Here is a 20,030-nt window from a genome sequence, read left to right on the forward strand (position 1 = left end):
GACATGTTAATTGATTATTGGCATAAATATAAAAAAGGTGGTTCCACGTTGTTCATCTGATTTAACTTCAATATGCCATCGGTGGATTCGGACGACTTCCATAACGAAAAACAGGCCCAATCCTAAGCCGGTCGAGCGCGCATACCGTTTGCCCCGGTACCCTTTAGTAAAAATATGTGGCAATTGGCTATCGGATATTCCTATTCCATTGTCCTGGACTGCAAGGACTAATCCATTGTTCGCAGCATATCCAAGATGAATGTCAATTTCCTTATACCTCGCGTTATTATATTTGAGCCCATTATCAACCAAATTATTGATCATGGTTACAAACAGAAATGGGTTTACGAGAACCTTAACATCTTGGCCTACCGTCGCTGTTGTTATGTGAATATTGGTGTTTTCATGAATTAGGACGGCGAGATCCTGCTTGAGTTGACCCAAAAGTTCCACAAGAGAGCATTCCTCAAAAATGATTTGTTCCTGATTAAAAATACTCAAATCTATGGCCTTGTTAACCAATCTATCCAGGCGCTTTATTTGGCGCCCCATAGTGTCGAGTGTTGCCGAAATTTTTAATTTCTCTTCCTTGGATACCTTTGCCGCTATATTTGATAATGCAATACGTATCGTAGTTAAAGGGGTATTAAATTCATGGGTAACATTATTAATAAAATCAGAAGCCATTTCCGCCATCCGTTTCTGTTTCATCCAATTACGATAAGTGCCCCAGTAAAGCCCAATAATTCCAGTAATGCAACATCCGGAGAGGAGTAGCAATGGAAAAATAGCCTTGAGAACCGACAGGACGGTGTGGGTATTTCCCACGTATAAAGCGAAGGCCACACGATTGGACATTTTACTATTCGCCGCTACAGCGATAGATGAGACCAAATTCTCTGCTTCTATAAACTGAGGATCACCTCCAATAAGAAGAAATTGATCTTCTGCAAAATCAATAATTGGAATGAATGTTCTCGCATCGAAGGTTATTGAAACCTCTTTTAACACTAATGAATAACCAAAACCTTCGCCTAGGCCAACCTCTGATTGAATCACCTGAAAAAGGCTATCCATGGTTGATTCACTCCGGAGCTTAGCACACAACTGTTCCGAAAGACTATCTCTTAAAGCATAAAAAGCAATCGTATTTTCCTCATACCTATATTTAAGACGATTCATGTGCGGGATCAAGGCCGTATCAATAAGCTTTTGCCCTCCAGGATATATTTTATCATTCAAGATGTGTCTGTTATAGACGGCCCTGATTTCCCGTTTTTCTTTTTGGAATAGCTGACTCCTTTTAATGTCATAGGATCGTGCAATCATAAGATATTGCAACACTAAAAATAATAAAAAGCAACAGACAGCTATCCACTTGTATACATGCGATCGTCTCATTACGCTGCAGACTTCTTACGTATTCGGTTTCGGCCCCATTTCAAAGAGCAGCGTGCCACCATTAATGATCTCCTGGAAGGAAAGCTTCCAGTCAGTCAGTCGCCGGCCGTTCAAGGAAACTGATTTCACATACACATTCTTTTCAGACTGGTTATGCGCGGTCACCACGAGGCTCTTACCGCTTTCAAAGTTAATTTTTGCCGATTTGACCAATGGGCTGCCAATCCAGTAGCTGTCTTCTCCGGGCGCAACAGGATAAAATCCAAGTGCTGTGAAAAGATACCAGGCCGACATCTGCCCGCAGTCATCATTACCTCCCAGACCAGCATGCCCATTGTGGTATTGATTACGGATGATCTGACGTAAACGGGCCTGCGCTTTCCAGGGGCTGCCCGTGATATTGTATAGATAAGCGACATGATGCGATGGCTCATTTCCGTGCACATAGTTTCCAATAATTCCGTCCCTGGTAATGTCTTCGGTATGCTCAAAATATTTATCCGGCAGCTCCATCGTAAATAAAGAGTCCAGATAAATCTCCAGTTTCTTCTTTCCGCCCATCAGCTCCATCAGCTCAACCGGCTGATGAGGTACATATAGGCTGTAATTCCAGGAGTTGCCTTCAATAAATCCTTGTCCGTGCGTATCCAGGACATCGAAGGCAGGCCTAAATTTACCTGTAGAATCTTTTGGACGCATAAAACCGATCGATTTATCGTAAAGCGACTTCCAGCTTGCGGCCCGTTTCGAAAACGTTTGGTAAATATTATCCTTGCCCAGTTTTTTAGCCAGCTGTGCAATACACCAATCATCATAGGCATACTCCAAGGTATTGGACACCGAGGTGCCAGAGACGTCATCAGGTACATATCCCTTATCCATATAAGGTCCGATGCCTTCATACCTTCTCGCATTCGCTGTCTGCACGCAGGCCTGTAAAGCTGCTTCTGGATCTCCTTTATAAACGCCTTTTAGAATAGCGTCCGCAATGACCGAAACCGAATGATAACCACTCATACACCAGTTGTCATTGGCATAATGTGACCAGATTGGCAACATCTTTAACACACTCTGCTCATAATGTGCCATCATGGAGGCCACCATGTCTGCATTGCGTGACGGATTGATCAGATTCAAGAGCGGATGGAAAGCCCTGAACGTATCCCACAGTGAAAAGGAAGTATAGTTTGTAAAACCGTCTGCACGGTGTACTTCCTGATCCAAACCTTTATACTCTCCATTTTGGTCCATATATATGGTTGGCATTAAACTGGCATGATACATGGCCGTATAAAAATTGACCAGATCTTCCTTGTTCAGCATATCCGCCTCAATCTTTCGCAGTTCCTTTTCCCAGGCAAGCTGTCCTTGCCTGACATATGCTTCGAAATTCCAATCCGGAACTTCTATCTGCATATTGCTCAGTGCATTTTTCATACTTACCGGGCTGAGTGCGACCTTCATCAGGACCGCCTCCTGCTCCTTCGTATCGAAGTCCAGATGCAGTTTGATGTTATGCGCAGCCAAATCAGGGAAGTTGTTTTGCTGATCAAACTTACGCCAGAAACCATTATACACTGTTTTCCCATCTTCGTATTTCGCTCCGTAATTCTTGAAAGGCTTTGACGTCTTTATAGCAAAATATACTGTGCGGGTCCTTGACCAGCCATTTGTCTGCCGGTATCCCACAAGTGTCGAATCATTCAATACCTTCACTACTGTCCACACATTTTTTCCTTCATAATTATAGATTCCCGCTGTCAAGTCGAGAATAAGATGAGAAGCATCAGACTGTGAGAAGGTATAACGATGTATACCTACTCGGGTAGTGGTGGTCATTTCCGCTTTAATCCGGTGCTTGTCGAGCAGCACACTGTAGTAGTTGGGTTCGGCACGTTCATTGGCATGGGAATAAGGCGACCGATAGCCCTCCTCCGGACGGCTGGCGGTGCCGGGGTTAAGCTGCACTTTGCCCTGAGTAGGCATAACCAATATATCCCCCAGATCCGAATGCCCTGTACCACTGAAATGGGTATGACTAAATCCTACGATCGTCGGGTCATCATACTGATAGCCGGCACAGTATTTATAGACATCGCCATTATACCGTCCGTTCACGGCATAAGATAGGGTATCTGTATCTGGGCTTAATTGCACCGCGCCAAAGGGAACCGTGGCCCCCGGAAAGGTGTGGCCCATACGGGCAGTTCCGATCAGGGGCTTCACATATTGAATAAGTTTGGTCTCCTGTGCTCTCAATAAACAGGGGAAAGACAGTAGCCCCAAACAGACTAAACTTTTTATATTCATCTCTTCAGAATTAGATCGTCGGATTTTGGCTATAAGCTGCCCACAACTCATCAATAGTCTTTCCCGTCTGCATTTTCCAAAAATCCTCGTTATAGGTTTTATTGCGCATGGCCGCGTCCAATTTTTTAACAAAATCCTTCTTTATATGCTTGTTGATCCAATAAAAAAATCGTGCTGTAGTACGGTACGAATCGGTGTACTTCTGTTTTTCCGTAAATTCGGGCAGTTTCCAGTTTGCTCCGGCATTATCCAGACCATCCTCAAAACGCACAAAATCGGCAATTCCCTCAGTTATCCACCAAGGGCCGGCACCTTCCGGATAAGCTTGCACAATATGCATGACTTCATGCGTCACCACATCGATATCGCCCGGATTTTTGGCAAACCAGGCAGGGCTATACCTAACGATTCCACCCGCTGTTGCCGCTACACCTTTGTAATCAGGATCAATGACAAATGACACTTTTTTTATCGTCTTCGGGTTATACTTTTTGGCCAGCTTAGGGTAATTCGTGAAATACGCATCCTGCAATCTCACCTTCAGCGCCGGATTAAAATCCTTGTCTTTATTTATCCAGATCAAGGTATAACCGCCTTTGGTGATACTGTCAACTTCGACCGCAACCTTCCGGTCGTTTTCGGTATGCTGCCAGTTATCCTGCGCAGAAAGCGAAAAGGAAAACAGAAGACCCAGGGCAGCAAAAGCCGTGTTCAAAAATTTAACGTTCATCATGGCTTATTATTTTTTCTTTTTTGACTTAGTCGCCTTAGGTGCACCCATCTTCAGCTCGTTGGACATCGAATAAGGAGCAGCATCTGCCGTGTTGCCTCTATTGTAATTAGGTGCCGATGCCATGTCAAAGTGCAGGTCTCCCCCCTCGTGCAGAGCCTTGTGACTCAACCAGTTTTTACCATAACTTTGGCCATTCATCTGCAGGGCATTGACATATATATTTTCACTTGAGTTCTTTGGAGCATCTATAGTCAGGGTTTTGCCATTATCAAAAGTTAACGTGGCCTTTTTAAACAAAGGAGCTCCTAGTACATATTCATCCGTCGCTGGACAGACAGGGTAGAATCCCAGAGCCGAAAACACGTACCAGGCTGAAGTCTGTCCATTGTCTTCATCACCACAGTAACCGTCAGGAGTGGGTTTGTACATCCTGTCCATGACCTGACGTACCCAATATTGTGTTTTCCATGGCTGACCAGCATAATTATACAAATAAGGCATATGTTGAATGGGTTGATTGCCATGCGCATACTGTCCCATGTTGGCCACCTGCATTTCACGGATTTCATGGATCACACCACCATAATAACTATCATCGAAATCAGGAGCCTGAACAAATACCGAATCCAGCATATTGACAAAGGTTTTCTCGCCCCCCATCAAATCAATCAATCCCTTCACATCGTGGAAGACACTCCAGGAATAATGCCAGCTATTTCCTTCCGTAAATGCGTCTCCCCATTTGAGTGGATTGAAAGGTGTCTGGAATTTTCCGTCCTTATTTTTGCCACGCATCAGGTTTGTGGAAGGATCAAAAAGATTTTTATAGTTCTGTGCACGTTTTGCATACAGATCAATTTCTGCTTTTGGACGGCTGAGCGCTTTGGCCAGCTGATAGATCGTAAAGTCATCATAGGCATATTCCAATGTACGGGCGGCATTTTCATTGATTTTAACATCATATGGCACATACCCCAGGCTATTGTAATAGTCCACTCCTTTACGTCCGACAGCAGTCATTGGCCCTTCATGATTTGCTCCATGTAGCAGTGCCTCGTACAGCTTATCGATATCATAGCCCCGAAGACCTTTCATATAAGCATCCGAAACGACCGAAGCAGAGTTGTTACCGACCATAATATCAGCATATCCGGGGCTGCTCCATTCAGGCAGAAAACCGCCCTCCAGATACGCATTGAGTAACCCTTCCTGCATCTCCTTATTAATGGAAGGATACATAAAATTTAAGAAAGGATACAAGGCTCTAAAGGTATCCCAAAAACCTGTTCCGCCAAACAGGTAACCCGGTAGCGTCTTGCCATTATAGGGGCTGTAATGGACAATCTTGCCCTGGGCGTCGATCTCATATAGTTTATTCGGAAAAAACAAGGTGCGGTACATTGTCGAATAAAATGTACGCAGCTGATCAATATCATCTCCCTCGACTTTAATCTTACCCAGCGTCGCATTCCAGATCTGACGGCCATCCTCCTTAATCTGATCGAACGATTTATTGCCGAGTTCATTCAAATTCAACATCGCCTGCTCAGCACTGATAAAAGAAGAAGCTACTTTGACCTGAACAGGTTTAGACTTATCTGTGATCTTAAAACCGACGATTGCTCCGGTGTGGTTTCCTTTAATCTGCAATTGCCCATTTTTCTTCTCCTTTCCTTCCCATGTCGCTACGCTAGCAAAGGGCTGATCGAAGACAAGAACAAAATAATTCCGAAAATTCTCCGGCAACGGACCACGGGCATATTTCGACGAATAACCGATAATCATATTTTTTTCAGGGATAATCTGCACTTCAGATCCTTTATCGTAGGCATCCAAAACAATATAGGCATCATCAGTCTTGTTGAAGGAGATCCGGAACATGGCTGCACGTTCGGTCGGTGTCATCTCCGCAGTGACATCATGATCAGCCAGGTAAACCGAGTAGTAATAAGGTTTTACAATTTCCGCTTTATGAGAAAACCAGCTCGCCCGCTCATCTTGATCAAAAACAGGTTTACCGGTAACGGGCATAATCGAGAAAACACCATAATCGTTCATCCAGGGTGAAGGCTGATGCGTTTGTTTAAGACCGCGGATCTTATCGGCAGTATACTGATACTGCCAGCCATCCCCATTTTTGCCGGTTTGCGGTGTCCACATATTCATCCCCCACGGTCTCGCAATAGCGGGATAAGTATTACCGTTGGAGAGCTCAAATTTGGACTCCGTACCCATCAACGGATTTACCAGATCGACAGCCTCGATTTGCTGTCCTCGAAATTTCTGAGCCAAAACCGGTTTTGCGCAAAACAAACCCAAAGACAACAATGAGCCCAGAAAAACACTAAATGATTTCTTCATTATTTAGGAGTATATAAAAATTTTTGTACTAAAACGTATTAGTAAAGATATAAAAAAGAATATGAATTCAAAAAAACGGAAGTTTTTCCCAGCCTTCCGTCTTATGATTTTTACAAAAACTGAATACCATACTCGTCCTTATAAAGTAAATGGTATCCCACGCTACCTATTGATAGACAAAGCCGGCAACCTGATTTCAGCGGATAGCCCACGCCCGAGCGATCCCAAGCTAAAAGTGCTGCTCGAAGAATGGCTAAAAAAATAACTGTCTGCCAATCATACCAAAATCCCCCAGCATTCAACAACTGGGGGATTTCTAACAAACATAGATCTGTATTCTGCTTGCATTCTATGGCCTTGGTTAACCCAACTGCGGATCAGTTTTGGAATGTTTGCCTGTCTCTACACGCCCGGCAAATTGACGCACATATTGGCTTCCCGAGATCTGTACCGAAACGTCATACCATCCCTCAACCTGATGGGACTCCACAATCCATCTTACCGATCGGCCGGCGCCGACTACGGCATTCTTTTTCCAGCTGCTGTATGCATTATCTTTGATTTGCACAGGCAGGGGTTTTTCGCCTTGATTGCTCACCTCGACAATGACATTTCCTGTCGGGACGCCTTTCTTCCCGATCTCATAGGTAGCCACAACCGAAAGGGGCTCATTCTTACCTTTAAATCCACGCATAAAGCCATTCGGACCATAGACCGTTAGATCATAATAGCCCTCTTTAAAGTCAGCTAGATCCCATTCAAAGTTTAATGATTCTCCCGCAACCACAGCAAAAGGCCAAAAACTCACGCCATCTTTATAACCTGAACCGCTATAAACGTTAAAAGGGCTGTTTAGTGATTGACTTCCGAACACCTTGTTTCCCGCCCTCATCGTAATCGCTATCTTGCCGCCAGTGGCATCGACAGTGGCATCGCTATAAAGCTCGTAAGCTAGAGCGCTGGAATTTTTCTGTCCTTTCTCCTGCCTTGCCAATAGATCAGAGTGTCCCAGAGACCGCAACTTTTCCATATCCTCGGCGGTCCACACATGAAAGTTATTCGGCAGCGGTTTGGCCTTCGCACGGTCAATATCATAAATTTGCTGATTACGGTCCAAAAATGGCAAATCCACAGGATCTACAGCATCCGCCTTCCGGAATACCGAAGTCAGATTACCCGTAATAGCACGGCGCCATGAGCTGATATTGCTTTCCTCCACCTGCTTACCCAGTTTATGCGCAAAAAAATACTCCATAAATTGGATAGTAGAGGTGATATCACACACTTCGGAATTTACCCAGCCGCCCCGGGACCAAGGTGATGCAACAATCAACGGAACCCGATACCCCAGTCCGACAGGCCCTTCGGTAGCATTCTCCTTTTTCTCGCCATCCGCCAGTTCCTGTTCCAAACTCACATATTCACCGCTATAATCCAATCCGGCCGAGGTTTTACCTGATCGAGGATCGGCTGGATCAGGAGCAACGAACGGTGGCACATGGTCAAAATAACCGTCATTCTCATCATAGTTGAGGATAAAAATTGTTTTCTTCCAGACTTCCGGATTTTCAGTCAGAATATTCAAAATCTCCGATACGTACCAAGCGCCATACATCGGTGCACTGGGGTGATCCGAGAAACATTGCGGAGCCACGAGCCACGATACGGTTGGCAAGTGACCTGACGCTACATCTTTTCTAAACTGATACAATACATCTCCCTTCGGCACCTTGATCTGCTCTCCTTCGTGAGTCACTGTAGTGGTTTCGCGGTAATAAGGATCCGCCTCATTGGTCTGAAAGGCTTTCTCATGTAGTGCTCTTTGTGACCTGGGCAGCTGCTGGTACGCGTCCTCCGCGAATCTATTTAGCTTCGCGCTGTAACTCTTCAGCTGCTCCTGCTTTTGTTTAAGCTTATTCTTACTTTTCTGAACGCTCTCGGCCGTACCGGCAGATAGAGACCGCTCGATCTCCTGAATCTCAGCGGGCAATTCGGCCACCCGTTTACGCATAAATTCCAGATGACTCTTTTTGAATCCGATATGATATTGGGCAAACCATTCAAGATTATTGTCGGTAAAGTTACCGAGCAATTCCTCGCCATCGAGACCACTTTCCATACTGACTTCATTCTGATATACCTTCCAGGTGATTCCCGCTTCCTCCAACCGTTCAGGATATGTTTTCCAATGCGCCCACCGGTTGAAATAGATATCGGAGTTGCGAACCAAAGGCTTGGCACCCGGCTCTGGCACGCAGGTGCCGGTCCAAAAAAAGTGACGGTTTGTCGTTGTCCCCGTGATAGAGGAACAAAAATGTTGGTCGCATATAGTGAAGGCGTCCGCCAACGCATAGTAAAAGGGAATGTCTTCGCGGGTATAATAGCCCATGGTCAGCGGTATTTCACTTAAGACTTTCCCTCCCGGACGTTTTGCCTCGATCCAGTTATCATGTTTACCTTTATTTCTGGCCGCCATCTGATTTTCCCAGGAGTGAGGCAGATTGCCTGTCCAGGCGGCATTCGAATTCTTGATATCTAAGCGAAAGGGAGAGTAGGTGGTGCCAGAATCGCTGGATTGCAACCATACGGGGTTGCCGGAAGGCAGTCTGATCGCCCTGGGATCATTAAATCCGCGGACTCCCCGCAAGGTTCCGAAGCTGTGATCAAAGGAACGGTTTTCCTGCATCAAAAGAACGATATGTTCGGCATCTAAAAAGCTGCTTCCAGCAACAGGTTCAATAGCTAATGCACGCTGTATCGCCTCTGGGACTGCGTTCTGAAAACCAAAAACGCCGGCCAATAAAGATGCCTTCTTGATAAAATCTCTTCTACTATCCATAACTGCAAATTATTGTTTTCTCCTATAAATACATTGGTTTCATAGCGAATATATCTATTAACAGTCGCTTTTTTGTGTAACGATTTTAACAAACAGCAACGCAATCGATTGAGGCAGATCCCCTATGCATAAAAAAGGACCAGTACCTCATGGATCTGGTCCTTTTCTTTGATCATCTCCCACCGCAATGTAGCGCTCATTAAGCGCTGGATGCTGACTAAAAGATTGTCTATTTCAGCAGTGGAAACGGCCCAAGGAAATAGCTGCCGCGTTTATAAAACCGTAGGAAGAAATCCAGTACATTTTCTTCTAGCGGAAAGAAAAATTGCTTGTCAACTTCCGCTTTAAATAGAGCCGCATAATACTTAGGTAGCTCACTCGGGAAAAAGTCCTCAACCAAAAGATTCAGAAAATAACGAGCGAAAGGCAAGGTAGTTTCCTTATCATCACCTTCTTTATCAATAAAGGGGTTATGCGGCAGCGGGAAAAACTCCTCTATTCCCCCGAATACTTCAAGCCCTGTTTTGGGATTAAAGAAAAGCGTAACTTTTGCCTCATCCGCGATATCTAAATTAGATTCCGGTAAAGGAGAATCTTCTTTATCCGGGTATTTTTGCTGATAGGTTTTAAAGAATTCTTCTGCAAACGCTTTTACGTCCTTACCCTCCATAAAAGCTACTGCTGCCCCCTGTTTGGACTGGAACAGCTTGCCCATATCCCGAAGTTGTTTCTCGTTTTTCTTCAGGCTCTTGTCCTTGCCTTGCATGGCTTCAATCCGATACGTCATCTCATATTGCTCCGGCAGATCAAAATTGATTTCCTCAGGCCCGACAACCGTCATAATTCCAGAAAGGTTCCAGGCATCTTTCCAGGGTACAATTTCCATATAAAAAGATATAGGCTCTGTGGGCTCCACAAATTTCTGGATAGAATCCCGATAAATCTTGAAAGGCACTTTCGTCCCGATATGCTTGACATGCACAAACTGCTCGTCTGCTTTGATATACGAGAAAAAACTATGGATACGGTCGCCTAATGTTTTGACAGTCTGATAGAGTCCGTGCTGCGGTCCGACTACCGCCGCCGCAAACTCTGACGACTTCAGCGCAAACAGATGAAGCCTGTAATTATTGAAATGATTGTCCCGCACGCGGTAGACCATCTGCTGCAGTTGCGCTTGATCATGCTGGTAACGGCCTAACTCAGCAACATGCATGAGCTGGTTCAGGTTAGTATTATATTCACCCGCAGTCAGGTAATTGGTCGCAACAAGCTTCTCTATAAAGTTGCGAACCTCAAAATAGCTGGCTTCTTCACCTAGTGTATATTCCAATCTTAACTTTGCATTTTCCGGAGCGACTTCGTAATGGGTCTCCAAAACCGCATAGGCCAGATCTGTTACCAATTGTATCAAACGGCCATGGGGGTCGATAAAAAGATGCGGATTACGTTCACTAAAAAATAGCCAGGTCAGCACCGCCACATCTTCACTATTGATATCTTCCGGATAGTAGTCAGCAAGGTTATCATCCTGATAGAAAGGTAAAAATTGATTGTACAATTCTTTATGGATGCTTCTGAAGGCTGCAAATATTCCCGCGCTCGCAATGACATCTTCTAAATAGCAGGTAAGGTAAATACTCAATGTTCTTAACGCGTCTGTGTGGATCAAATCATTGGTTTCCGAATCTTCAAACCACAAAGTGGACAGATTATCATTGATCTCATTTGCAACTTTCAAATAATAACTATCTATTTCATTTGTCTTCTGGTAAGTATGGTGTGCAATCCAATCCTGAATAAAAATTCTGTTTCCTCTCATATGAAAAATGCTAAATCCAAAAGTAGCCAAATTTTCGAAATATCCATGATGACGGGGCACAAACAGCTGCGAAAAATAATGCAATTTTATGCAATCAGAGAGATCCGCATACTACTTCATAGCGAAATCACCATCAACAAAAAAAAGATGCCCATTCAGGCATCTTTTTTTGTTGATTCCATATTTATGATCTTTAACCCGCCGCTATTACGTTGTTGGTATTACCTAGATGATCCTGGAGCGTAGGGTTGAGAATCGTACAGGTCTTGAGCAGATCTCGCACGGGATATTTAGCCACCACATCTTCCAGTGCGGCCAAGTGCCGGCTGTGATGAGCATCTGTACCGACAAAATCATACATACCCGACTTGATCATCGTCAGCGCAGCAGATTTCACTTCAACACCATAATACCTACTGATAGAAAGCAGATTCAGCTGCAGCATACAGCCAGCATCTTTTATCTGCTTATACATGTTAAAATTATAATGGTAATAATTGTAGCGTTCGGGATGGGCCAATATGGGCTGATAGCCCAAGTTCTGAATGTCCAGAATAGTCTTGAACAAGGCCTTTGACTCCTGTAGGTAAGACATCTCGATCAGCACGTAGCCACCCGGCATAACACAAAGTTCGTTCGAATCAATCAACCTCGCAATCCCATCATCGATCATGTGCTCAGCAGCATGAAATATTTCAGGCGAATTGGGCAGATCTTTCGTGCCTTTCACCAATTGATCTTTTGCAGCTTCAATGGTACGAATTGAATTGGGGTGAACACCCTCCATAATATGTGGTGTACAAATAAATTTTTCAAAGCCCATCCTTCCCAAGCCTTTCAGCAGGTCAATGGACTGCTCGACAGATTGACATCCATCATCTATGCCCGGAAGAATATGGTTATGCATATCAACTTCCAGGAAAGCTAGCTTACCCACAACCTTTATTTTCGAGTCTTGAGTTTTGTTTCCAAACAGTTTTGAAAATATCCCCATATCATAAATCGTTATTTACTATATTATTTTAACCTATTAAACTCCAAAAATAACATAAATGCTACACACAAACTTAATATTGCATTAACATAACAAAAATATAACCATAATATTACAAACATTGCATCAAACAAAATCAATCTTTAATCTGTTTGATGCAGCATGTTATTTTAATTTCTACCGATTTCCAGCAGGATCTGGTCAATCAGATAACTTATGGCTCCATCCTTCGTCTGTGGCAATTTCGTTGACATTTCTGCCTCCATTCGATTGGCCACAATACCTTTTGACGTTATTGCCGTGCTGCCATACTGATTTAGTTGCTCCATGGTCTGTTGCAGCTGTCGTCCCGGGTTCACGCCCATTTCCTTCAACATCGCCGGCAGCTTCTGCAGATCGAACGCTGCTGCCATCTTATTTTGTTTCATCAGTTTGATAAACTCTTTATTCGGGACCGCAGCCATCTTGTTGTGATGGATATCATGTAGGGATAACGAGTCATTACTCACCATCACCAAATCATCTTTTAAAAGCACATACATCGGAAAATCTACGGCTTTTTTGGCTGCAAAAGCATAGATGCCATCCTCTATCCGGCCAATGGATTTGGTAACGGCCATATCCAGCCCTCTTTTAAACAACCGTTGATCTTTGGAGGTAAACATCCAGATAAAGACCGGAAGCGTTTCCTCTTTTGTCTTTTTTACTTCCGTTGCATTGTAATCCTCATCGTAGCTATAGTCGATATATTCTCTTCTAAATTTGCGCAGCCCGTTGACCACAACAAGATGATCGCCGGGCATCACCTGTGCAATTGCTTTTTCGTCCAGTGCAATCTGCAGCGCCAGCATTCCCCACTCCACGATGTCTTTTTTCGCACCGAGCAGTCCGCCATAATATTTGGCCGCATAGGTCGGCATTTCACGCAGATAGGCTTCTGAATTCATATTGAAATTGAAGAAGCCAAGGGTTTTGTCGGTCAGATACTTGCTGAACCTGCGATTCGGCTTCTGAGCATATAGACGTTTGCACATTTCCGCGAGTTCACGGTCCAAACCAATGGAGCCCCGTAATTTCAGGACATTTCCGTCCTGTAGCAAATCCAGTACCCCATCCTGATATCCAGTCCTGAATTTTTCCATATCAACACCCATATATAGATAAGGAATAGTTTTATACGACAGAAGCCCGCGATAAAGCTCTTCCACACGCGGCACATATAAGCGGATCAAGCCCAGATCTTTTACCACCTTGTGCTGATCAGCCATGGACAATGGTGTGAAAGTCCCAGACAACAGACGCGTTGCCTCGGCCTCCAGCCATTCATCACGCAACGCATTCCGGATGGAGTCATTTCTTCGGTTTTGATCTTCGTAATCGGTGTAAAGCGAGTCATAATAAGCCGGATCATGCATTTCCACCGCTTCAGCAGCAGCATCAGCTGCCATCTCTTCAATATCGGTCACGATCGTATCAGGCTCCGCGCTTTCCAGTACTGGCGGCGTAGGCACCTCCAGCATCTTTTCACCTTCTTCTATAATCACCGCCGTAGAATCTACCAGGACCGCCGCTGAGTCTACTTCACCATAATCCGCAGCCGGAGGCATATAAGTAACTTTCTTTATGCCATAACGGCTTGCAACAGAATCATTCTCAAAAAATGTGCTTTCTACGGAAGCCGAAATAAAACGGGCGATCCGGTCATTATAGATCAGCATACTGCCCGGCTTCATGCCTACGCGGGTGTATCCGTTGGCAAACGGACGAGGTTCCCCGGCATCAAGCAGCAACTTTTCGAACTGTGTTTTATCAGCCAGAGGGAATATGAATTCGTAAAAATCCACACTGTCTGTGTTTCGCGTATAGAAATACGCATTTTGCGATAAGTCGATGCCTAAATTCTTGATATCCTGCCCTACTGTCGCACCGGATTTTTCAATTTGTTTGAAAAGACCCGCTTTCTGAAGCAGCTGATTCAACTTATCCGCGTTGGCCTTCTGGACAATCTCCTTTATATTGAATGCAGCCATAAGGCCAGCATCTGCGGGTATCTGCTTGATCAAATCCTGCGATTTCACCCCGCCCATGAACGATAAGCACGCCAATCCCGTTAATAAAAATTTCAATTTCATCTGTTTGTTGTTTTTTATCACTAATGAATCCATGTAAATCAAGACCGTCGAGGTCGCTATGACTTACCTATAGGTTTCACATCCGCTATTTTGTTAAGGTAATTTTATTTGCTAAAGTAGATTTGCCATATACCAGGTCCGTGAACGGCAATTTCACAAGCACGCCCTTCTTGTTGCCCGCAACTTTTGCTTTGGCATTGGCCTGTGTCATGATCCCCCTGTCGAAACGGACAATCTGTGTGTAAAATGCGTCGGCAAACTGTGCGGTATTATCGCTACCCAACTGGCTGAATTTTGTTTTCCATTGCCCAGATGTCACAAACTTGCGTTCAAAAACACGGTTCTGCGCATCATAATAATATCTGTTGACGTTTGAGATCTTCGTCTTAAACCGGTTGGCCAAAATATCCGAAAAGGCGTTGAGTGATTCTATCTGACTAAAATCGCAGGAGATATTAACGATGTAGTTGGAAAAATCAGTCTGATATTTCACATTGGTAATTCCTTTGGTCTGTTTCAGAAGATCGACGGCTGCTTTGATCTCCTTTTCTATTTCAGTCTGTGAAGGTATCCTTATCCCCTTTATACTCTTCATCTTCATCAGGGAGGCTACTTTCGTTTTGCTTTTACTTAAATTCAATGTAGCTGCAATATGTCCTGAGCCATTGGATTTTAAATCGATCTGTTCGACAAAGTCAAAACAGCTGGATAAAGACACCGTCAGAAGCAGCGCGCAGATAATCACATAACATCTGCCCCATATACTTTTCGCTTTAAATATTTTTGCCATTATAATGTGGTAACGATCAATAATCTGTCAAATCAATATATGTCCCGCAAGACAAGCAAAGATTGTGCTATTTTTTATTCAACAAATTTATTAAAAGCGAAAATGTATTTTTCTAGCTGATTTCAGGGAAAATTCTGAAGCCCGCAGGCCACCGTGGTCATTCCTTTACAAACGAACTAAACCCGCTATCTTTGGCCCACTGGAGGGAATTGTAGTAAGGATGTACCCATTTATTCATTTCACTGGGTACATAACAGGATAAACCCGAAAATTTCAAAATAGGTTTACCCAGGAAAGCCGGAGTATGTGCTTTATAGACAAGCAGTCTGGACACAGCATTTTTAATCCCCATGCTCTCGGACGGCGACATATGCTGATCTACAAAATCAAGAAAATCAAAGCCCGCTGACAGCGACTTCTCATCAAAATCCAGCCGTTGCAAATTGTCCCTATAGAGGGTAGAAACCGGTGATATCGTCAATGCAGTATGCACCTCATCCGCTAGCGCTGCCCAATGTTGATTATTGACAACCGAAATCGTTGCCGAGCGATATAATCCATTAAGCTGGTTATAAAAATTAAAATAGGCTTCAGCCGTGGATTTCATGCCCCGTTCCAGATCGGTATCGAGCAGATGTCGCAGGACCAGATGGTAGGGCATACTGGTCGACAAAACTTCCGCGGGTGAAGCGATCGTATATTTCGCTTTGTCCCGAAGCTGATACAGCACCTCCACACTCGCCATCGAGCAAGCGTCGAACATTAGAAAGTCAAGTCCGGCAGGGATAATCGCCTCCAGGTCTTTCAGTTCGGTTTTATTCCCCCTATCATCGTTAAACGACATCAATTTTATATTGGTGTTCGGCAGCCAATTTGTTGCATGGGACCACAGGACAAGGCCCAAAGGACGCTTACCTGCGTACCGCTGCATATCCTGGAGAATCTGTTTCATCACAGCCGGGTCTGCGGAGTCCTGATCCCCATAGGATTTAATAACGGTACTTTTTATCTCAGGGCTACCATCGCCCACTATCTTATAAATCTTGGGAGATACGCCAGCCAGCTGGGCGTAGACGTACACGTCCGAACGGAGCCCGAGCATACCTTCCTCCATCGCGTTGATACTACGATAAGCATCCGCAACGAGATTATTATTCGCACCAATATAAACCAAAACAGCACGGTTCCCCCCTTCGCTTACAACGTCTTCCTTGTCGCCGCAACTATTAAAGAGAAAAATAAGCGGAAACAACAGAACTAAAAAAAATCGAAAATATCGGGCATTCATAAAAGTTAATTTGCTAACAAACCTAAATAAATTCACTTTTATATGCAATATAATCTGTAACTGCCTATAAATTGGGGTTAATTTTCACCGTTTTCGAAAAATTAGAAATATTTTACCGAGAAAACACCCCTTAAAATCAAACACATACGTTATTTAGTGCGGTATTCGTGTAAAAGAACACAGAATCTTCACATTTATTTAACCCAACTTAAGTATTTTTGCCTTTACATTATTAACAAACACTAACTGTCAACATGATTTATAAGATCATAACTATTCCACAACATCATGTGTGTCGAATAGCTTTTTTTATGATTGCTTTGCTTACATTCAATTCGTGCCAAAAAAAAGAAGTCGGCGTCGGGCAATCCGCAATACAATTCACACCTACGATTGTCGGCCAGATCAATACCAAAGCCACAGGAACAACATGGGATAAAAACGATCAGATCGCTGTGTATATGTTCAGGTCCGGCCAGCCCCTGAGCTCCTCATCCATCGTTGATCAGACCAACAACCGTTTATTCTCCTTCAATGGCAGCACATTCACCAGTGCAACTCCAGTTTTTATGCCTGATATTTCCGTGGATTTCATCGCATACTATCCGTATAAGCCGTTAACGGATTTTTTATATCCAATCGATTTAAGTGATCAGTCCAAACCAGAAACATTGGACTTTATGTATGCTGCCAATGCAAAGAACATCGGTAAAAACAACACGACCATACCCTTGACCTTCGTACGGCAACTCAGCAAGATCAGCATCAGCCTTTCGGTCACCAATACATCGGCTTTAGAAGCGAATCAGATTACTGTGAAAATGCCGGCAGTAAACACTTCAGCCGGATTTGACCTAACCACAGGAAAGCTGTCAGTCAACCAGGAATCAAAAAAGGAGGTCACCGCAAAGGTAACCGCTGGGACCAACAATACCGCTAAAGTAGAATTTATCCTTCTTCCCGGAGAAGACATCTCGGGTAAAGCAATTAAGTTTGTCGCCCCAAATGGCGATAGCTACACTTGGACGGTGCCTCAAAACCAAGCTTTAAAAGACTTGGCCGCCGGAAACCGGTATAGCTTTGCGATTACAATTGACAATGGAAAGCCGAGTGGGGGAATAGGTAATTCTCAGGCCTACTTGGAAATTCCAAAAATGAACAGTTTGACGAACGACGAAGTTTTTATACAGCATTTTATGCCTGAAGCAAATACGACACGCAATTATGCCATGCTATATGACAAAAAATTAAAGATGGCGTATTGGGTCGCCTATCCGCTGTATAGCAGCATCCTGGGTTCGGGCAACCGTACAGACGACTGGCAGTACGACCCGAGTATATCAACGGCTTTTCAACCGACTTTGTTTAAAGGTTTCCAGCCCTCAGGGTATGACCGCGGGCATCAGATCCCAAGTGCGGACCGTAATCTCACTATTTCGCAAAATAGAACGACTTTCTATTTCACGAACATGACGGCGCAAGCCTCACGCCTCAACCAGGGAATTTGGGCAAACCTGGAAACGAAGATCAGGACCTGGACAGCGCAATGTGATACCATGTATGTTGTAACAGGGGCCATGCCTACCACAGCGACCAGCAGCGCGCTTGACTATGCCCGGGACAATGATGGAAAAGACATTGCCATACCGAAGTATTACTTCAAAGCCCTGGCCATGAAAAAAGGGACGGAATATTACACCATCGCTTACAAAATAGATAACGTAACACCGCCATCCGGAGTTACATTCGATGCTTACAGACTATCTGTAAGTGATCTTGAAAAAGCAACCGGATTTACGTTCTTCCCCGATCTCGACAGCATGCAAAAAGGAAATATCAATACCTCCATCTGGAAATAATTAATAAACGATTTAGTCATATCAATTCATTTTAATTATGAAAGTAAACCAACTTTTATTCCTGGCTACGGCCGCAGCCGTTACAAGCGCCTGCCAGAAGGCACCTCTTCCGGAACAGGACATCACCAAAGCAGTAACTTTTTCTTCCACAATTTCCAATCAGGTGAGCACAAAGGCAGCCGGAGACAAATGGGAAGCCAATGACGCGATCGGTGTCTTCATGAAAGCCGGCAGCGGGCTGAGCAATGTACTGGCCGGCAACAAACAATATGTCACCACCAATGGTGATGGCAACTTCAGCGCAGGCAGCGCAACTGAGGAAATTCTCTACCCCTCAGATGGGTCCAGTGTAGACTTTATTGCTTACTATCCATATCAATCAACAATCAGCAACGGCATCTACCCTGTCGATATAAGCGACCAGACACAACAGAATAAGATTGACCTGTTGTATGCAAACAATGTGGCCGGTGTCAATAAAAACAATCCTGATGCTCAACTACAATTTAGCCATAAGCTCAGTAAGGTTAACTTAACCGTTACCGCCGGAAAAGGCGTAAGCACATTAACTGGTTTAACCGTAACCTACAACGGTTTTAATACCACAGCCAGCTTCGACCTGGCTACAGGCACCTTGACTGCTGCCGGCAACCCTGCCGCGATCAGTGCAAAAACGGTTGCTGCGGCCTCGAGCACTATGGCAGAAGCCATTTTACTCCCAGTGGCAAATGTGACGAATGCAAAAGTTGAATTTAAGATCGGTAGTGAGACCTACACCTGGACTTTACCATCGACAACTAGCTATGAGGCTGGTAAAAAATACACGTACAATATCACGTTACAGGAAGAAGCAGGCAACAATACAGCGGTAGTTGCCTCAGGAAATATCACCGACTGGACCGACATACCGTCCGGATCTTATACGATCGGCAAAGATGAGGACAATGGTGGTGGTACTGACCCAGTCGAACAGACGTTGTATGAAGAAGGATTCGGGACGGAAAAAGTCGCCTCCAATACCGATTTCGACAAATTTACCGGCTGGTCCAACACCGCTGTTAAATACACATTGGATGCCGGAAAATTATCTATTCGCTACACAGGCTTTAATGATAACAATGTTTGGGTACCTGCTAATGCGGATGCGAAATTCACCGTATCTGACATCAATACAACAGGAGCAACCAAGTTGAAATTTAAATTCGTCCTGGGCGTAAACAGCAATAGCGCGGCTTCGGCATTTGATGCCAAAAATATTGTCGTCACCTTTAATGGTAAAAGCTATTCTCCAGCTGCTACGGTCTTCTCTGACGAAAACGGTTATAAAACAAATACCAAATATCCATTGGAAATCGATTTATCATCGGAAACAAGCATTCCCGCAAACTCCACAATTTCAATAGCGGTGGCTGGAACAGCAAATACCGTTGGTATACGACTGGATGACCTGGCTTTGACCGGTCAAAAATAAACATACAACAACACAAGCATATTCAATGCA

At 44.2% G+C, this 20,030-nt stretch carries 13 protein-coding genes; 3 read left to right on the plus strand and 10 right to left on the minus strand.

Going from position 1 to position 20,030, the window contains the following annotated elements; all coding sequences use genetic code 11:
- Positions 1-6: 6 nt before the first annotated feature.
- The 4 genes from FGL37_RS05750 to FGL37_RS05765 all read right to left on the minus strand — a co-directional run bounded on the left by FGL37_RS05750 (position 7) and on the right by FGL37_RS05765 (position 6,805).
- A complete protein-coding gene (locus tag FGL37_RS05750; RefSeq protein WP_160169511.1) occupies positions 7-1,242 on the minus strand; it encodes a sensor histidine kinase in 1,236 nt (411 codons plus the stop codon).
- A 174-nt stretch (positions 1,243-1,416) separates the two neighbouring features.
- The gene (locus FGL37_RS05755) at positions 1,417-3,711 is read right to left on the minus strand and encodes a GH92 family glycosyl hydrolase (protein ID WP_028070787.1); all 2,295 of its coding nucleotides are present in this window, start codon (positions 3,709-3,711) and stop codon (positions 1,417-1,419) included.
- A 10-nt stretch (positions 3,712-3,721) separates the two neighbouring features.
- On the minus strand, positions 3,722-4,444 hold the full coding sequence (locus FGL37_RS05760) for a basic secretory protein-like protein (RefSeq protein WP_051607068.1): 723 nt from the start codon (positions 4,442-4,444) through the stop codon (positions 3,722-3,724).
- A gap of 6 nt (positions 4,445-4,450) precedes the next feature.
- Complete coding sequence (locus FGL37_RS05765; RefSeq protein ID WP_051607069.1) at positions 4,451-6,805, minus strand: GH92 family glycosyl hydrolase; 2,355 nt, start codon at positions 6,803-6,805, stop codon at positions 4,451-4,453.
- Between the two features lie 61 nt (positions 6,806-6,866).
- Here FGL37_RS05765 and FGL37_RS25520 point away from each other — a divergent pair, with 61 nt between their 5' ends.
- Complete coding sequence (locus FGL37_RS25520; protein WP_028070790.1) at positions 6,867-7,070, plus strand: TlpA family protein disulfide reductase; 204 nt, start codon at positions 6,867-6,869, stop codon at positions 7,068-7,070.
- A 96-nt stretch (positions 7,071-7,166) separates the two neighbouring features.
- Here FGL37_RS25520 and FGL37_RS05775 read toward each other — a convergent pair whose 3' ends face one another.
- The 6 genes from FGL37_RS05775 to FGL37_RS05800 form a co-directional block, all read right to left on the minus strand.
- The gene (locus FGL37_RS05775) at positions 7,167-9,644 is read right to left on the minus strand and encodes a phosphocholine-specific phospholipase C (protein WP_028070791.1); all 2,478 of its coding nucleotides are present in this window, start codon (positions 9,642-9,644) and stop codon (positions 7,167-7,169) included.
- Between the two features lie 229 nt (positions 9,645-9,873).
- On the minus strand, positions 9,874-11,466 hold the full coding sequence (locus tag FGL37_RS05780) for a DUF3843 family protein (protein WP_138096688.1): 1,593 nt from the start codon (positions 11,464-11,466) through the stop codon (positions 9,874-9,876).
- 193 nt (positions 11,467-11,659) lie between these two features.
- Entirely contained in the window at positions 11,660-12,460 is an 801-nt protein-coding gene (locus FGL37_RS05785; protein WP_232048642.1) for a tyrosine-protein phosphatase, read from the minus strand.
- A 170-nt stretch (positions 12,461-12,630) separates the two neighbouring features.
- Positions 12,631-14,592, minus strand: coding sequence for a hypothetical protein (locus FGL37_RS05790; RefSeq protein ID WP_138096690.1), 1,962 nt, complete (start codon positions 14,590-14,592; stop codon positions 12,631-12,633).
- An 85-nt stretch (positions 14,593-14,677) separates the two neighbouring features.
- Positions 14,678-15,382 (minus strand): hypothetical protein, encoded by a 705-nt coding sequence (locus tag FGL37_RS05795; protein WP_051607071.1) that lies wholly within the window; start codon positions 15,380-15,382, stop codon positions 14,678-14,680.
- 157 nt (positions 15,383-15,539) lie between these two features.
- A complete protein-coding gene (locus tag FGL37_RS05800) occupies positions 15,540-16,670 on the minus strand; it encodes a clostripain-related cysteine peptidase (protein ID WP_028070795.1) in 1,131 nt (376 codons plus the stop codon).
- Between the two features lie 311 nt (positions 16,671-16,981).
- Between FGL37_RS05800 and FGL37_RS05805 the strand changes: the two genes are divergently transcribed.
- Positions 16,982-18,529, plus strand: a complete 1,548-nt coding sequence (locus FGL37_RS05805) for a DNA/RNA non-specific endonuclease (protein ID WP_037533773.1) — start codon at positions 16,982-16,984, stop codon at positions 18,527-18,529.
- Between the two features lie 37 nt (positions 18,530-18,566).
- Positions 18,567-20,000, plus strand: a complete 1,434-nt coding sequence (locus FGL37_RS05810; RefSeq protein WP_028070797.1) for a fimbrillin family protein — start codon at positions 18,567-18,569, stop codon at positions 19,998-20,000.
- The last annotated feature ends 30 nt before the right edge of the window (positions 20,001-20,030 follow it).

This window comes from Sphingobacterium thalpophilum, from assembly GCF_901482695.1.
Classification (GTDB): Bacteria; Bacteroidota; Bacteroidia; order Sphingobacteriales; family Sphingobacteriaceae; genus Sphingobacterium; species Sphingobacterium thalpophilum.

Bases quoted from the DNA above. Each gene is read 5' to 3' on its own strand.
- FGL37_RS05765 (WP_051607069.1), bottom strand. From the start codon at position 6,805: ATGAAGAAATCATTTAGTGTTTTTCTGGGCTCATTGTTGTCTTTGGGT.
- FGL37_RS05755 (WP_028070787.1), bottom strand. From the start codon at position 3,711: ATGAATATAAAAAGTTTAGTCTGTTTGGGGCTACTGTCTTTCCCCTGT.
- FGL37_RS05805 (WP_037533773.1), top strand. From the start codon at position 16,982: ATGATTGCTTTGCTTACATTCAATTCGTGCCAAAAAAAAGAAGTCGGC.
- FGL37_RS05795 (WP_051607071.1), bottom strand. From the start codon at position 15,382: ATGGCAAAAATATTTAAAGCGAAAAGTATATGGGGCAGATGTTATGTG.
- FGL37_RS05810 (WP_028070797.1), top strand. From the start codon at position 18,567: ATGAAAGTAAACCAACTTTTATTCCTGGCTACGGCCGCAGCCGTTACA.
- FGL37_RS25520 (WP_028070790.1), top strand. From the start codon at position 6,867: ATGAATTCAAAAAAACGGAAGTTTTTCCCAGCCTTCCGTCTTATGATT.
- FGL37_RS05800 (WP_028070795.1), bottom strand. From the start codon at position 16,670: ATGAATGCCCGATATTTTCGATTTTTTTTAGTTCTGTTGTTTCCGCTT.
- FGL37_RS05785 (WP_232048642.1), bottom strand. From the start codon at position 12,460: ATGGGGATATTTTCAAAACTGTTTGGAAACAAAACTCAAGACTCGAAA.
- FGL37_RS05790 (WP_138096690.1), bottom strand. From the start codon at position 14,592: ATGAAATTGAAATTTTTATTAACGGGATTGGCGTGCTTATCGTTCATG.
- FGL37_RS05775 (WP_028070791.1), bottom strand. From the start codon at position 9,644: ATGGATAGTAGAAGAGATTTTATCAAGAAGGCATCTTTATTGGCCGGC.
- FGL37_RS05760 (WP_051607068.1), bottom strand. From the start codon at position 4,444: ATGATGAACGTTAAATTTTTGAACACGGCTTTTGCTGCCCTGGGTCTT.
- FGL37_RS05780 (WP_138096688.1), bottom strand. From the start codon at position 11,466: ATGAGAGGAAACAGAATTTTTATTCAGGATTGGATTGCACACCATACT.